Origin of the sequence: Pseudomonas sp. So3.2b (assembly GCF_019464415.1) — a bacterium.
In the GTDB taxonomy this organism is placed as follows: domain Bacteria; phylum Pseudomonadota; class Gammaproteobacteria; order Pseudomonadales; family Pseudomonadaceae; genus Aquipseudomonas; species Aquipseudomonas shahriarae.
Window position 1 is genome coordinate 1428912 of the sequence record NZ_CP080494.1, and the last position, 15317, is coordinate 1444228.

Below are 15317 nucleotides of genomic sequence, written 5' to 3' on the forward strand. Positions count from 1 at the left end.
GACGGCGCCCCGCTCGCGGTGATTTCGAGGGTTGTCATGTGGCTGACATAAGCCCATCCGTATCGGTATCGGCAATGCCAGGTGCAGGTGTTCAATGTCCGTGCGTATTACTAGTGGCGAAGCCTCCCGGGATTTTGTCCGGCATAGCCGGGAGTAGCCCCGTGATGAAATATCACGAGTAGCCGCAAGTCCGGTGTGTCAACGCGAAGCGTTGTCCACGGGACGCGCAGCACCGAAGATGCGGAGTGTTCGTAACACCAAAGGGGGAGAAAGCAAAGCCCCGCACTGAGGCGGGGTTCTGTGGGGCTGGCCAGCGATCAGTGCTCACCGCGCTTATCTTGCTTCTGTGCTTCCTGCGCGGCTTGGATGGCCATCAACACCTGCTGGTTCAGAGTGGCGCTACTCTTGCTGCCCAGCAGAGGTAAACGATTCATGGTATGCGCCCCGGCAAACATGCGATAAGAAGCCGACAAGGCCAGCGGGCTTACTCGTAGCTGCAAGGCCGTGAATTGGCGATCCAGCCTATCGAGTTGCGGCCCATAGCCCTTGCTGCGTAGCCATCTGCTGAGCGCCCACATGCCGATGGCGAACGTCGAGGCAAATACTACAAATCCAGCGAACATCAGAACGTCCATCATGGTTATTTCTCCGGTTGATCGTTCGAGGTCATTCCCGGCACTTTGAGCGAGGCGAGGCGACCGGAAGTAGAGTTAGTATTCGAGGCCGGACGGATGACGTTAGGCTCAGCTTGTGAAGCTTCCGTGACCGATTCTGCTCCATTGGTTGGAGTGGTCGAGTTGGTATCGTCGGAAACTGATGGCGGAGATCCTGCACCAAGAGACAAGGCGTGCGCATTCTCCATACCTGGCACTGCCATCGAGGCCATCACGCCGAGCATCTTTGCGGCACCGTCGGCCGCATGGGAAAGTGCGCTGCCGGAGCTGACAACTCCCCCGTTTGGGATTGTCTGCTGGTCTTCGTTGTCGTTTCCCCGCGCGGTCTTTCCGGCCTGCTTGGCGGCCTGCTGTACGCCGCTGGTTGGAGAGGACGGAGGGGCCGACGCCTGCCCGGCAAGGTTGGCGGAGCTGCCGCCGACCTTCGCGCCTGCGGAACTCGCACCCTTGACCGCTGCGCCGCCGGTGCTGGCACCCACGCCGGAGGACGCCGCTGCACCCATAGACGACGCGGCACCGCCTGCGGAGCTGGCACCGGCAAAGCTGGAGTTAATCGCCCCCGCCAGACCGCCTCCGCCCAGTCCACCGATACCCGCCGCCCCAGCCCCGGCTGCGCTACCAGTACCGGCAGCACCGAGGGCAGCAGCAGGAGCCGCCGCCCCGGCAGCACCGGCCACTGCCATCCCGCCAATGGCCGAGCCGCCGCCCATTGACGTGCCGCTAATCATGCCACCGATCAGGTCAGGAATTGTCTTCGTGAGGTAACAGCACACCAAGGCCAAACCGACCATCGTCATCAATGACGCTTCGTCATTGGTGTAGGCGGCCAACCACTGTTTTGCCGACTGTATGATCAGGCCGACGATCAGGGTTAGTACAAATAGCTTGGCGCCAATCGCAACGGTGAAGCGCATCGGCGCAATTGCAAAGTCCCGCGTCCATTGCGAACCGGCAAAGCCGATGAACAGTACGGAAGCATTGATGATGACGTAAGACTCTACGAGCGTGACAAACATGAATGCAGCGATGAAGGCGAAACATGCCAACACAAGGATTGCGCATACAGCGATCAGAAGTCCCTTGGCTGGAGAAAACACTGAAATGCCCTCCACCATGGTGCGGCCAAAATCCAGCGCAACTGCCAGCATATCGCCGGGTTCTAATGCACGCCCCAGGCCGCTCGCCGATGCCGCCGCATCGCGGAAGCTATCGACAATGGCCGTCGACCATTCCACCGAGTACTTCATGACTGCAAGGAAGAAACCGATCACCAGCACGAAGCGCAGCAGCTCGCCGACAATCTCGCCGAAATCGGCTTGCTTCATGACCAGAGGCATGAAAGTCCAAATAAACTGGATTGAGGCCAGGAGCCAGAACAGTCTGATCGCATAGTCATACAGCTTCGCTGACCACTGGTGCGACTGTTGCAAAACTAGGTCGAGTAGGCCCTGAACCGATGTGTCGGCATGCGAAAGGTCGGTCGCGGCCACAGCATTTCCGGCCACGAACACACTCGCTAAGGCGAGGAACAACAATAGACGACGATCCATTAGCTAGTACCCCCTCACACCGCCGCGAGTGTTCGGGCGCGCCTCAAACGACGCATCAGCGTCACGCTGGTGACGTTGTTGCTCAGCCATCGCAGTACATTCGCTATTGCTTTGAACCACCACGGTAACCATGTAACCGGCCAGTGCGGATCCGGCGCACATCAATGCGATGATCCATTTCGAAATAGTCATTCTCAGTACTCCTTCACGCCGCCGCGTGTGTTTTTGCGCGCTTCAAACTGCTGTTCGGCGGCTTCGCTGGCAGCCTTCCGGTCGCCTTGCTGAGCCATGTAATTGCCCTGCATGTTGATTTGCGTGGCCAGCAGGTCGCGCAGCTTTTGCAGTTGCTGCACGTTTTGCGAGGCAATTTCGTTGCCCGCCTGAATCGCCTGCATCCGACCAATGGCCGACTGCGAACGAGCCACCATGCGGTCTAGCTGAGCGTTCTCGGACTCGAAGGTGCTGGTATTGAGGTCCGTCGCTTCCATCGCCGTTTTCACGTTGTCGCGGCCCTGTTGTGACCACTTTTGATAGCTATCCTGCGCCGGGACCTCTGCCGAGTTCGCTGCTTGATTTAGGTAGTACTCGAAGCCGGGAAAAACCGTGTTGAATTGCGAATCCATGTTCTGGACTTGGCGGCCCAAGGCTTGGGAGCGGTTGTAGATGTTGACCACGCTTTTCAAGTCAGACGCGATGCTGCCGAACATCGAATCGGGCAAGCCCGTGCCCTGCGTGACCATGTTTTGGTACTGCTGAATTTGCGTTTGCAGTTGCTCGGCGGTGTTCAGCGCCGTGTTGACCTGCTCTGCGTACTCGAACATCTGTTGATAGAACGTCGAGCAGTTAGAGCAGTAAATGGCGTAAGCCGGGGCAGGTGTCATATAGAGAAATACACCAAGGCTTGTGGTTGCCATTGCCACAGCTAGCGCCGCGCCTCGGCCAAATATCCGAGCGATATAAACTGACATTTTTTGCGATTCTATTTCCATACCGAATACCTCATTTTGTAGTAACTTGAGGCTTGATTATTCTCCGATATGGCGCTGTTTTGAATATGCGGATAATAGTCTATCCGCATAGATTTCAATAAGTTGCGTCCGGAAACTGTCCGTCAATCAACCCCTTAACTGATGCCAACTCTCTGGTTTGTCTAGGGTTTTTCTTTCATGAGGAAGAAGAATCGGCTGTCCGGTTTGATGCGTTTTGCGGACGAAAAAAATCCCACCGAAGTGCGCTTTTTATAAGTTGGTGCGCGGCGTCAGTGGGCTGCGTAATAAGGATTATGAGTGCGGTAGAGGCAACGCTCAGTTTCAGGGATGTGCAGCGTCTCAAGGTGCCACTCTTCGAGTGAAGAAGCTAGCTCGGCCGCAATGCGCTGGGCCTCCACAATACGCTTACCAGATTGCCCGCTGGCTCGACCGAGGCAGGCTTGCAGTTCGTTGAGTTGAGTGGCCAAAGCGCTGATGCGGTGGGCTGTCTTCATAATCAATTCCTCTTGCTTATCCTTTCCACGATTCTGTCGAATTCTTCCCGGATGTGATCGTCCGCAAGATCAAGATTAACTAATCCTGATTTTATTGCAATTCTTGCAATTCTTTCTGCTGCCTCATTGTCTAGTTTTGCAAGCCTTGCCTTAGCCATCTCTAGTTCAGAGCAGGCATCAGCTCGACGCTCAGAAAGAGTTTTTCTAGCCATGTTTCATGCTCCTTTTTGGTGCCGTTTCGGCCTTGATCTATTGTGGGTAGCGGAGATTCTACCGACCGCTGGAGTTGTTAACCATATCAGGGTCGGCATCGCTGCGAGCTAAGCGTGGGTACGGCAAGTTGGCCGGAAATCATACTTTTTCCGCCCTGTTTGAACCATTGATTTAAATTTAGTCGATTTAGTTAATTCAAAGCAATTTTAGGCAATTCCTTACCTGAATTAATGCAACTCTAGGCAACTTAGGGGGAATTAACGCAACTCAAGGAAATTTAAGGCAACTGACTTTACCGAAACGGCTATTAGCACTAAATTTCTTTGAATTGCACTCAGGCAGACGGCAAGATGTGTGTTGTACGGGTACGGGCAAGCCCGCACCCTCCCAACACCTAATCTTATTCGCCTTCGGCTCAACGTATCTCGCTCTGCGAGGCGTGCAGCCGCTGCCGCGTCTAAGAGCAAAAAGATAGCAACGGCAGGAGCACCCATGAAAGGTGTCACCAAAGACAAAACAACGGCTCGCCGACGCGGCAAGCCAATCGAGGTTTGGGTCACTGACGAGGAAAAGGCGGTGATCACGAATAAGGCCAAAGAAGCTGGCATGTCCCGATCAGGCTACCTTCGCGCCATAGGCATGAACACGCCCATTCGGTCGGTCGTTGACCTGACCGCCGTGGGTGACTTGGCCAAGGTGAGTGGCGACCTCGGGCGGGTTGCTGGTCTGTTAAAACTCTGGCTTGCAGAGAAGCGTGGAGAAGGCGCGAACGCAATTGATGTGGAAAGTGTGATGATGGAGTTTCGGAGGTTGCAGGTGGCTGTAGGAATGAAGATGGGAGCGATTGTCAAAGCTCACAGGTAAGTCTTAGTTCTGAACAGCTTTTGGATTGTGCAATCCACAAAGACTGATAGCCGATAGGCTGCCTCTCGGACTGTTTAGAGAACGATGCCGTCGCTCAGTTGCTCAACGTATGCTATTGGTTGGCTTGAGCTCGCAGGTCACTAGGCGATAGGGGGAAGACCAGATGAAAGATCGATCGCACAGTGAAGCAATGTCCGAGCAGCTTCGTGCTGACCCAGCATACGCGGCTGAACTACTTGCCGACGTGCTACGCGAAGGCAGCCCAGCGGAACTGGATATTTTGCTACAACAGCTATCCCTCGCGTTTGGAGCTCACGAGCAGCCAAGATGACGTCTTGGCTGCAATGGACCACTTTGCAAACGAAACCGCGAGCTATTGAGGCAAGGTCCAAATGGAAAATCGAGATTCCATTACCTCACAACGCTGTCCGTCAACAGACTCGTAGCCCATCGTTAATCTGCGAACCGCTCCTAAGCTCACCAGCCAACACGAGCTGTTGGACCAAGGTTCATCCAGGAGAAGGTTACCAACCCTCCGCAGCGGATTTGAGAGAAGTGAAACAAAGCGTTTTCGGCCCTTGGAGATGAGGTCAACTGGCTCGAGGGATTCAGCGGTTTCGTGCGCAATCGGCTGCGGACCACCCATCATTGAGTCGTGTTGCTGAAGAGAGAGAGCTGTCATAATCAGACACAGCGGACGCTTGCCTTCAGGCAGTGCCCCCAGACACCTAAGGAGGGGATCGTGAGCTTGATGCTGATGTCTAATGTGACAGGGATATGCTTTTAAATTTCACATGAGAAATGTGAAATTGAGCATAAGGGTCTAGCTAGCGTAATACGGGACTTATAATGGCAACAGCCGAACAGATTAAAGCGCTGCTTAGAAGTCACATTGATCGTGACGAGCATCGCTTCTACTCGATCGCCTTGCAGGTTGCGGCGAAAGAGGCGCGCGTGGGCCATACGAAACTTGCGGGGGAAATAAAGGGACTCATAGAGAAAGCGCAGGTCTCTAATTCTGAGCCTAAACTTTCTTCAGTGAAGAGTACAGTTCAGCTTAATCGCTCATCTCAAGAACTAAATGGACTGCTTGAGCTTTCGCATCCGTCCGCACGATTATCCGAGTTAATATTATCTTCTGAAACTAAAAGTCGAATTGATAGGATCGTCATTGAACAGCGGCAAAAAGACAAGTTGCACGATTTTGGGCTCCTCCCTAGAAGGAAGATGCTTTTTACCGGTCCTCCTGGAACAGGGAAAACCCTAACTGCTTCAGTGCTCGCTGCTGAACTAAAACTTCCACTTTACACTATAGTTCTAGACTCATTGATTACTCGATATATGGGTGAGACAGCCTCAAAGCTAAGATTGGTTTTTGATCATATAAAGCAAACTAGAGCCATCTATTTTTTTGATGAGTTTGATGCAATTGGTACGCAGCGCGGGTCGCAAAACGATGTCGGAGAAATACGAAGAGTTTTGAACTCTCTCTTGCTTTTTGTTGAGCAAGATACATCAGAAAGCATAATTATCGCAGCAACCAATCACCCCGAGCTTCTCGATAAGGCGTTATACAGAAGGTTTGATGATATAATACCTTTTGAAAAGCCTGACAAAGAAAATATAAAAAAGATCATCATAAATCGGTTGAGTCAGTTTAGCCTTAAAGGAATTCGCTGGCAGTCGGTAGTCGGCAAGGCAACAGGTCTAAGTTCCGCTGAAATCACTAGAGCCTGTGAGGATGCAGCTAAAGAAGCTGTTCTTCATCATGATTCCGACCTCACGACGAAACTGCTGACAGACGCACTAGCGTACAAACATATTCATAACTGACCGGAAAGCCCGCATGCGCGAAGGATTGCCACACATTGTAATACCAGGCTTCAACAAGAAAGAAAAATTCAAGCCTAAGGGTGTAGGTAGAAATCCCTTGATACCTTCACAGGATCGCGGGGTTCATGGTGGTAGGATTTTTGCCGGGTATAACAATGCAATATCGGCAGGCAGTCATCGAAAAGCGAACGTTCAGCCATTAACAGAAGAAAGTGGCATATATCTTGAGGTCAGAAGTTTTCCAGGCTGCCAACTACAGCTTGATAGTCTTGATACGAAAAAAAGTTATCACCTACAAAGCTGGCATCTGGATGGAGACCGTGAGGTCGCAGTCATTTTTGTACCAGACAGTAAAAGACTGGATTTCTCTAAGAAAGTAGAAGCGTACTTGAATCCAGAGAAAGACTTTGAAAATGCTAAAACAGGAAATAAAACCCCAAAAAACCGCAAGCTGATCGACAGCATCGAGGAAATAAAGCTAGCCAGTCTAAGATCATTTTGGACAGATAGAGGTGATGCGTACCCCATTAATGCTGACGAGATAATTTGGTGGGAAGTATGGATGAACTGGAGCGACCGTTTGGGAAGCCCTCTGCCACTTGCCAATCAACTTGCCGAAAGAATTGGTGCAGAGGCATCCGGCTCGTATTTAACTTTCTTTAAGTGTGCAGTGTTTCTAATACGGACATCGGCCAATAATCTGCAAACAGCTCCGGAATTAATTGGAAACTTGTCGGAGTTGCGTAAGGCGCAGTGCTCTCCAAACATCTCCATAACATTGGGTCCGAGCGACCAGTAGGAACTATCGGAAAATTTACTGGCTAGGACTAATTTTAAAAATAATAGCGTAGCCTCAATTTGTATTCTTGATACCGGCATCAACTACAATAATCCTCTTTTGTCTTCAAGTTGCAGTGCTGAAAAATCTGAGTGTTGGGATGCTCGGTGGAGTCATTTTGACACCCCGGGCAGCGCTTATAATGATCACGGTTCCCGACAGGCAGGACTAGCCCTATATGGATTAGAGTTGCAAGAGCTACTTTTCTCAAATAGCGTGTTTGAAGTGCCATATCATATTGAGTCTGCTAGAATTTTTCCTCCAGTTGGCATGAATGATCCTGAGTTGTATGGTGCCGTAACTATCGATACAGCTAACAAGATCGAGATACAAAGCCCAAATTGGAATAGAGTTTACTCCATGGCGGTGACCGCACAACCGTCAGGTCCAAGTGGACTACCGTCCTCTTGGTCAGCAGAGATTGACTACTACGCCTCTGGTTACCAAGATGAGAAGCAGCGTTTGTTCATAATTTCCGCTGGCAACAACACCAATATAAGAACGGGCATAGACTATTGGGATCAAGTTCACCTCTCTGAAATTGAGGACCCTGCTCAATCTTGGAATGCGGTGACCGTGGGAGCTTGCACGTTTCTAACAGGTGTGGATGATCCCACTTTTCAGGGCTGGTCGCCATTCTCCCATCCAGGTGATATTTCTGCATCATCCAGATCATCAATAAACTGGAGCTGGCGTAAGCAGGCACCTTATAAACCAGAAGTGGTAGCCGAGGGTGGGAACCGGCTTCTATCGCCTAACCAGACAGAACTCACAGATGCTGATTGCGTTTCTATCCTTACTACATCAGGACGCTCTGCAGGACTTGTACTGGAAACTACCAAAGACACCAGTGCGGCAAGCGGCTTAGTCTCGCGAGACGCGGGCATACTTACTGCGGAGTACCCGGACTTCTGGCCGGAAACCATCCGTGGTTTAATGGTTCACTCTGCGGGCTGGACCGAGCGTATGTTTGAGCGGTATGAGGCACTACAACAAGCGCATAATTTATCTAAGTCCAAAGAAATTATGCTCAGAACTGTGGGGCATGGCGTCGTAAATTTGGCAAAAGCCCAGCACAGTGCCGACAATATCTTAACTCTCATTTCGCAAGAAGAAATTCAGCCTTTTATAAAAACGCCGGGGAAAGAATCACTTTCTTCAGATGCTAAACTTAATGAGATGGTACTTTACGAACTTCCTTGGCCGAAAGAGGTTCTGGAATCCCTCCAGGATACTCAAGTCAGACTGAAGGTCACGCTCTCATACTTTATTGAGCCTAATCCTGGGAGAAAAGGTTACAGAAGCAGATACAGCTATCAGTCGCATGGGCTACGGTTCGAGGTCATTCGACCTGAACAAAGCCTCGCGAATTTTAAGTTGTTCGTGAACGGTCTGACCAATGAGGATGATGAAGATTATGATGGGCCTGAAGGAGATAACTCTGGTTGGCAATTCGGTCCACAACTCAGGAAGCGCGGCTCAATTCACTCCGATTTTTGGACTGGAGATGCTGCTAAGCTCGCAAGTATGAAGCATATTGCTGTCTATCCTGTTGGCGGTTGGTGGAAATACAAGACTTCCGAAGAGAGCTGGAGAAAGAAAGCGCGCTTTAGCCTAGTGGTTACTATTGAAGCCCCTGAGGTTGATGTCGATATTTACACGCCGGTTCAAACAGTAATTGATCTGCTGATCGAGGTTTGATCTCTTAAACCTTGTTTGGCAGCACTCAGGCCGTAAGCTAGGCCATGTCTTGAAAGAAGTACATCGATACCATGTTTGTTTAAGGCAAGCTCACATGGTATCGAGCGTGATGAGTGTGAAGCTTTAATGCTTTGACTGGTTCTTCATGAATATATCGGTTAGCCTAGATCATCAGGCCTGCTTGTTAACTCTCCGATTTCGGGATGAATTTACCAATATAGACGTAGGGTTCAAGGTCGAACACTCGCCGCAATTGGAGAGCATCGTATTCAACTATGCTCGGGGCTTCGGAAAGCGCTGAGGTAACCATGGCAAGACGCCATACTGGATTGGACTCAAGACCCTTCACATACTCATTCCGAGTAATGAAGAATCGAGGAGTGGGACTGGATGTGCCTTTGACCTCGACGTGTCGCACCGATTTACCTTTGGTGAAGACGAAGTCATACCCGCATGGTAAATGTGTAACGCGTTCGTAGGCATATCCTTTCCTTTTGTAATAGTCAATAACGGCGAATTCTGCTGCTAGCTCCACCCTTTTTCGATGTTCGGGCGTACCAAATCCTTTTAGAGGATCGGTCCCGTCGAGTTCGGGATCAGGTAACGAACCTTCGTTAGGGTTTTGGATAGCGACTGGGGTCATCGCTTTCAGACGGCTGCTGAGAAGTTCCAGCACTCTCACTTTGTTCTCGTTGCCGTCTACGCTCGGCCCTTTCAGGAATGAATATTTGCCCTGCCTCACGGATGGATCCGAGAAAGGCATAATCCGGTTCTCGGGTGGAACGAAATATGCGGACTTGCTAGAGATGCAGTACGACCAGTCATAGGCCGGGTGGGCGGTATCACCTCGCTTTTTGATCAGACCATCCGGAAGATCAAGCCACTCGCCATGCAGGGTGGCATCTTCATACCATCCGACAATATGGACGCCGGTATGCTTTGGATTTTTCGCGAGGCAGATCACTGTCCAACCATTTGGATCATCGTTATAAGGCGCGTACGCGCTTGCTTGGGGGGGAACATAACAGTAATAGGTTCCATCAGGGCTAGGATTGAAGTTGAACGCCTCGTGCCCCCGTCCTTCGTTTTTTTTGCCCTTGTTTTCGTTGAGCCACCCAAAATTACCGTCTACCGGCCCTCCACGATAGTATTCTGACCAGCCAAACTTCACCCATAGAATTTTTTTCACAGACCTTCCCTTGCTCTGATTCGTTTTGTATATCGGGTTAGATCAACAAAAAGAGAATTCCACGCGCATATAATTTCTTGCGGGTCACCGCGCTGCGCACGTTAGCTGCAAAATCAGCTATGAAATGTCAATGGTGAGTACGCGAACCGAAATCCGTTTTTCAGGAAACCCAGCTTTCGCTGCCGGGTAGTTGGTATTAACCACTTCGGCCGATACCAGCTTTAAACTCGCACCTGCGGCGAACAGAACCTCATTTTCATGGCCGAGGTTCGTACCGTTGCGCTTATAAGCAAAGATATTCGTCTTTGGGCTAGTTGCTGTCAGCACGAATAGATCAATGCGGCCTGCGTCGTATGCTTTGCTTTGATGGTCTGCATTTCGCAGTGCTACCTGGGGACAGAATGAGGTAGATAGAGGACGATCCGTGATTAACGTGGCACCGTCAGGCCACAACCCTGCATGAAAAAGGCACTGGCCTTCACTGAGCACCTGTGCGATTGCATTGATCTCTATCGAGACCTGTGCAAAGTCGCAATTTGGATATGACTTCTGATACCGCGCCAGCGCATCAGGAGTTTTTGATGGCATAGCCTGTCGCCATTGCTTGTGGGCGGGACTGTCATCCAGTACTGCATTGATGAAATTCCCAAGGCCGTTGTCTGCTCCGACGCGCCCTATGTGAGTGGCCGCCTCGTAAGCGTTCGCGACTGTCGCCTCTAGTCTAACCTTGACGCTCATGTGGAGATTGTTAGCTGCCAGCATCTCCTCAACGGTGGGATGCCTTGTTTCCCATTTTTCGTAGGGCGGGGAAAAGGTGTTTACAAGAGGAAGGCTCATTCACAAAATCCTTTTTTCAGTGGTAATTCTGCTACCACCCCATCCACGTCCTATTGAATGATGTCGGGTAGGGGGTAAGGAGATGTACAGAGTGCCATCATTCGCCCTCGGTATCACCTAAGAAATGACGGCGTACCCCTGGTACGCAATTTTCGGTGTTTTTTCCAACGATGTAGGGGCCATTGACGAACCCTTTGGCTCGCTTGGGCTTGCGACTATGGCCGCGGCTGGCAGGCCGCTATTCAAGAGTTTCGGGGTTTGGCGGCTCTTCGAAGCTCAGCTTAGGTATAAGATGCGTGCTCAAGGCTAACTGTTAATACTTTGGTATTTTTCATGGTATTTGTAGTAAAAGTGTTACTGATCGCCTTGTTTAATGGCGGTTTTAGGCCACATTGATAATAGAGTGGGAATGATTGGATGTCCGGCATTGTCCGGCACCCTCTAGCAAAAAGTACCCTGAAGCCCGCTTAATTGCGGGCTTTTGGTAATGGGTTACCGGCGGCCTTCGCACACCGGTGATTCGCCGATGCGGCCTTCCTTGCACAGGTCGATGTTATCTGTGCGCTTGAAGCCGGCGTCTTTCATGCAATAAAACTGCGTGAGCACCTGGTCAATCGGCGTCCTGTCCCCTGTCCCTGTCAGGTTGGTATAGCCGCAGGCGGTCATAGCACTCTTGACGCCTTCTTCAGACACTCCGTTCTTCTTCCAATTGGTAAATTCCGGCGGCGGAGGTTGAAAGCCCCTGCCCGTGCAGCCAATCAATAACACAGCGCAAAAACTCAGCAACAGGCTCTTCGTGAGCATGGCGTTCTTCCTCATGGTTTGGCTCGGATATCGTATGCGTCGTATCAGCGAGCTTGTCGAGGTAGTGTCGAGGGCTGCTCAGGAGTAACTAGAAAAACTCATCCAACAGGCAGTAAAAAGCCATTCGCTGCTCATCAGGTTCCACACCATACCTCTCAAAGAACGGCCTGACCCATTCCTGCCCCAAGTTGCGCTCGACACTGCGGGCCGCCAGGGCCAGATCTTGATAACGGTCACTGACCCCCAGGCGGCCGCAGTCGATAAAACCACTGAAGTGACCGTCCGCTGCCATGAAGTTCGGCAGGCAGGCGTCGCCGTGGGTTACCACCAAGTCATGGGTGGTGGGCCGTGTCGACAGGAGTTCGGCGAACACATCGGTGGCGCTACGTCCCAATCGCTCATCGTCGAAGTCCGTTACATCAATCAGCCCGGCGTTGATATGTGCCTGGGCGACGGTGATGCGCAGTTCCAGGGTGTGATCGAAGGGGCATTGCGCCACGGGGATCTGGTGCAATGTACGCAGGGCGTTGGCCAGGATGTCGATGATCTGCGCGGCAGAAAGGTCACTGCTACTGGCCAGGTCCTGTCCCGGGATGGCGCTCATCAGCAGCCAGTGGTGAAGGTTTTCCTGCACCTCATCCAGCACCACCGGCGCCGGCAGGCCCTGCTGTTGCAGCCAGTGAAGGCGCTCGATTTCATCGGCAAGCTCGGCGTGTTCTACGAGGGGCTCGGCCTTCAGGAACAGGTCCGTGCCGTTGTCCCTGCGTAGCCGGAAGACGTCAGCCCGCGACTCGCCGATGGCCTGCTGCTCGATCAGCGCATGGGGGAACTGTTCACGCCATTTGTTTGGAATATTCACAGGGCTTTTCCTTTTTCCTGCTTTAGCGCCGTGCAATATCCGAGAAGTAAAACTTATCCAGCGTATGCCGCGACTCGGTGTATTCGAACTGCCGCCCGTCCTGCAAAAATGTCTGGTTGCTCACCACAATCACATGGCTCTGGCCGTCGAGGTCCAGGTGCGCCTGGTCGTCCTTGCTGCGGGGCAGGGCTTCGATGGTGCGCTGGGCGTAGCTGATCTGCAGATGCAGGGTCTGTTCGATGAAGGCGTAGATCGACTGCTCGGCAATCGCCTGGTCCAATCCGGGGATCAACTCGGCGACGAAGTGGTTGATGTCGAGGATCACCCGTTTGCCGCCGATGCGCCGCACCCGTTTGATGCGGGTAATCAGGGTGCCGGGCTCGGCCTCGATATGTTGCAGCAGCGAGCCTTCCAGCGGGAGTTGGGTGAATTCGACCACTTCGGTGCGTACGTCATCGCCCAGGTCGGCGTGGGTTTCGTGGAAGCTGACGATGCCGCCCAGTTGAAACTCAATCGGGTTGGGCGACAGCACGAAGGTGCCCTTGCCATGGATTTTTTGCGCGAACCCACGCTCCTGCAATTGCTCGATGGCCCGGCGCACGGTGCCACGGCTGGCCTGGTAGGTGTCCATCAATTCGGTTTCGGAGGGCAGGCGCGTGCCGCGTTGCAGGCGTTCGGTGGTGATGCTGGCAAGCAGATCGGTGTAGATCTGGTTGTATTTACTCATGGAGAGGGCTCTGTGCCGCGTTTGCGTTCAAGGCAGGAACCTTAGTGGCAGAGGCGGGCTTTGTCCATTGGCCCCTTGGAAAGCAGTGGGCGACTATTTTTGTAACTCGTACAGACGAGTTGTTGCTTTAACTCGTCTGTACGAGTACTTTTGCCCTCGGCATGCTGCCAATAACAAGAATCTAAAGTGGAAGAACAAGCATGAGCCACGACTATTCCAACATCGCCCGCGAGATTCTCCAGAACCTCGGGGGCAGCGATAACCTTGAGCAGGCGGCCCACTGCGTGACGCGCCTGCGCCTGGCCCTCAAGGACCCTAGCCTGGTCAACGGCAGTGCGTTGAACCAGGTCGACCTGGTCAAGGGCTCGTTCTTCACCGGCGGTCTGTTCCAGATCGTCATCGGCCCCGGCGAAGTCGAAAAGGTCTACGCCGCCCTGCGCGAGCAGACTGGCCTCGCCGCCGCCACCATTGCCGATGTGAAGAAGAAGGGCGCCGACAAGACCAACGCCATGCAGCGCCTGGTGCGGGTGTTCTCCGATGTGTTCATGCCGATCCTGCCGGCGCTGATCATTGCCGGCCTGCTGATGGGTATCAACAACCTGATGGGCGCCAAGGGCATGTTCATCGAGGGCCAGACCTTGCTCGAGGCTTATCCGAACCTGGATGGCCTGTGGAGCCTGATCAACCTGATGGCCAACACCTCGTTTGTGTTCCTCCCGGCGCTGGTGGGCTGGTCGGCGGCCAAGCGCTTTGGCGGCAGTGAAATCCTCGGCATCGTGCTCGGCCTGATGCTGGTCCACCCGGACTTGCTCAACGCCTGGAACTACGGCAAGGCGGTGGCCGGGCTCGACGGCCAGAGCTTGCCGTACTTCGATATTCTGGGCTGGTTCCAGATCGAGAAGGTCGGCTATCAAGGCCAGATCCTGCCGATCCTGATGGCCGCCTACGTCATGAGCGTGATTGAAAAATGGCTGCGGGCGCGGGTGCCGAATGCCATCCAATTGCTCGTCGTGCCGATCACCACCATCGTCGTCACCGGCGTGCTGGCCCTGGCAATCATCGGCCCGGTGACCCGGCACCTCGGCATCCTGATCACCGAAGGCGTGGTCACTCTGTTTGACCTGGCGCCAATGGTGGGCGGGGCGATTTTCGGCCTGCTGTATGCGCCGCTGGTGATTACCGGCATGCACCACATGTTCCTTGCCGTGGACCTGCAGCTGATCTCGACCCAGGGCGGCACGTTTATCTGGCCGATGATTGTCATGTCCAACCTGGCCCAGGGCAGCGCGGCCCTCGGGGTGTTCTACATGAGCCGCAATGCGCGGGATAAAAGCATGGCCTCGACCTCGGCGATTTCCGCTTACTTCGGCATCACTGAGCCGGCGATGTTTGGGGTGAACCTGCGCTTCAAGTTCCCGTTCTATGCCGCCCTGCTGGGCTCGGCCCTGGGCAGCATTTTCCTCTCGCTGAACAAGGTGCAGGCCTCGGCCATCGGCGTGGGCGGCCTGCCCGGATTTATTTCGATCGTGCCGCAATCCATCGCGATGTTTGTGATCGGCATGGTCATCGCGATTGTCGTGCCGTTTGTTCTGACCTGTGGGTTGAGCATGAAAATTGTTCGGCCGGGTTATCGCGTCGCCTGATAGATCGCCATCGCAGGCAAGCCAGCTCCCACATCTGGAATGCGTTCCCCTGTGGGAGCCGGGCTTGCCCGCGATGAGGCCCGCAAGACCAGCACACCACTC

Annotated in this window: 16 protein-coding genes; 5 read left to right on the plus strand and 11 right to left on the minus strand. The window is 53.0% G+C overall.

The window, feature by feature from the left end:
• Positions 1 to 317 precede the first annotated feature (317 nt).
• From K1X80_RS06330 to K1X80_RS06355, 6 genes are all read right to left on the minus strand, one after another.
• Positions 318 to 638: a hypothetical protein gene (locus tag K1X80_RS06330; protein ID WP_124408092.1), complete on the minus strand. Its 321-nt coding sequence runs from the start codon at positions 636 to 638 to the stop codon at positions 318 to 320.
• Positions 639 to 640: 2 nt separating this feature from the next.
• Positions 641 to 2224 carry a P-type conjugative transfer protein TrbL gene (gene trbL, locus K1X80_RS06335; protein WP_220172737.1) on the minus strand — a complete coding sequence of 528 codons (1584 nt, stop codon included), beginning with the start codon at positions 2222 to 2224 and terminating at the stop codon, positions 641 to 643.
• 3 nt (positions 2225 to 2227) lie between these two features.
• Positions 2228 to 2416, minus strand: a complete 189-nt coding sequence (locus tag K1X80_RS06340) for a hypothetical protein (RefSeq protein WP_220172738.1) — start codon at positions 2414 to 2416, stop codon at positions 2228 to 2230.
• A 2-nt stretch (positions 2417 to 2418) separates the two neighbouring features.
• The gene (gene trbJ, locus K1X80_RS06345; protein ID WP_220172739.1) at positions 2419 to 3213 is read right to left on the minus strand and encodes a P-type conjugative transfer protein TrbJ; all 795 of its coding nucleotides are present in this window, start codon (positions 3211 to 3213) and stop codon (positions 2419 to 2421) included.
• 269 nt (positions 3214 to 3482) lie between these two features.
• Positions 3483 to 3707 carry a hypothetical protein gene (locus K1X80_RS28080; protein WP_124401819.1) on the minus strand — a complete coding sequence of 75 codons (225 nt, stop codon included), beginning with the start codon at positions 3705 to 3707 and terminating at the stop codon, positions 3483 to 3485.
• A gap of 2 nt (positions 3708 to 3709) precedes the next feature.
• Complete coding sequence (locus tag K1X80_RS06355) at positions 3710 to 3919, minus strand: TraC family protein (protein WP_124401818.1); 210 nt, start codon at positions 3917 to 3919, stop codon at positions 3710 to 3712.
• 493 nt (positions 3920 to 4412) lie between these two features.
• Here K1X80_RS06355 and K1X80_RS06360 point away from each other — a divergent pair, with 493 nt between their 5' ends.
• The 4 genes from K1X80_RS06360 (at position 4413) to K1X80_RS06370 (ending at position 9156) form a co-directional block, all read left to right on the plus strand.
• Positions 4413 to 4784: a plasmid mobilization protein gene (locus K1X80_RS06360; protein ID WP_220172740.1), complete on the plus strand. Its 372-nt coding sequence runs from the start codon at positions 4413 to 4415 to the stop codon at positions 4782 to 4784.
• Positions 4785 to 5633: 849 nt separating this feature from the next.
• On the plus strand, positions 5634 to 6617 hold the full coding sequence (locus K1X80_RS06365; protein WP_129451094.1) for an AAA family ATPase: 984 nt from the start codon (positions 5634 to 5636) through the stop codon (positions 6615 to 6617).
• A 13-nt stretch (positions 6618 to 6630) separates the two neighbouring features.
• Positions 6631 to 7416: a hypothetical protein gene (locus K1X80_RS28085; protein ID WP_258571544.1), complete on the plus strand. Its 786-nt coding sequence runs from the start codon at positions 6631 to 6633 to the stop codon at positions 7414 to 7416.
• A 63-nt stretch (positions 7417 to 7479) separates the two neighbouring features.
• On the plus strand, positions 7480 to 9156 hold the full coding sequence (locus K1X80_RS06370; RefSeq protein ID WP_258571562.1) for a S8 family peptidase: 1677 nt from the start codon (positions 7480 to 7482) through the stop codon (positions 9154 to 9156).
• A gap of 184 nt (positions 9157 to 9340) precedes the next feature.
• Here the strand turns inward: K1X80_RS06370 and K1X80_RS06375 are convergent, their stop codons facing one another.
• The 5 genes from K1X80_RS06375 to treR form a co-directional block, all read right to left on the minus strand.
• Positions 9341 to 10345: a protein NO VEIN domain-containing protein gene (locus tag K1X80_RS06375; RefSeq protein WP_220172741.1), complete on the minus strand. Its 1005-nt coding sequence runs from the start codon at positions 10343 to 10345 to the stop codon at positions 9341 to 9343.
• Between the two features lie 117 nt (positions 10346 to 10462).
• Positions 10463 to 11182 carry a hypothetical protein gene (locus K1X80_RS06380; RefSeq protein WP_129451100.1) on the minus strand — a complete coding sequence of 240 codons (720 nt, stop codon included), beginning with the start codon at positions 11180 to 11182 and terminating at the stop codon, positions 10463 to 10465.
• 492 nt (positions 11183 to 11674) lie between these two features.
• Positions 11675 to 11986, minus strand: coding sequence for a hypothetical protein (locus K1X80_RS06385; RefSeq protein WP_057960560.1), 312 nt, complete (start codon positions 11984 to 11986; stop codon positions 11675 to 11677).
• Positions 11987 to 12074: 88 nt separating this feature from the next.
• Positions 12075 to 12845, minus strand: coding sequence for an APH(3')-II family aminoglycoside O-phosphotransferase (locus K1X80_RS06390; protein WP_169990401.1), 771 nt, complete (start codon positions 12843 to 12845; stop codon positions 12075 to 12077).
• 22 nt (positions 12846 to 12867) lie between these two features.
• Positions 12868 to 13572 carry a trehalose operon repressor gene (gene treR / locus K1X80_RS06395; RefSeq protein WP_057960558.1) on the minus strand — a complete coding sequence of 235 codons (705 nt, stop codon included), beginning with the start codon at positions 13570 to 13572 and terminating at the stop codon, positions 12868 to 12870.
• Positions 13573 to 13772: 200 nt separating this feature from the next.
• On the opposite strand from treR, the gene treP reads away from it, so the two are divergent.
• Complete coding sequence (treP, locus tag K1X80_RS06400; protein WP_057437971.1) at positions 13773 to 15215, plus strand: PTS system trehalose-specific EIIBC component; 1443 nt, start codon at positions 13773 to 13775, stop codon at positions 15213 to 15215.
• Positions 15216 to 15317 lie beyond the last annotated feature (102 nt).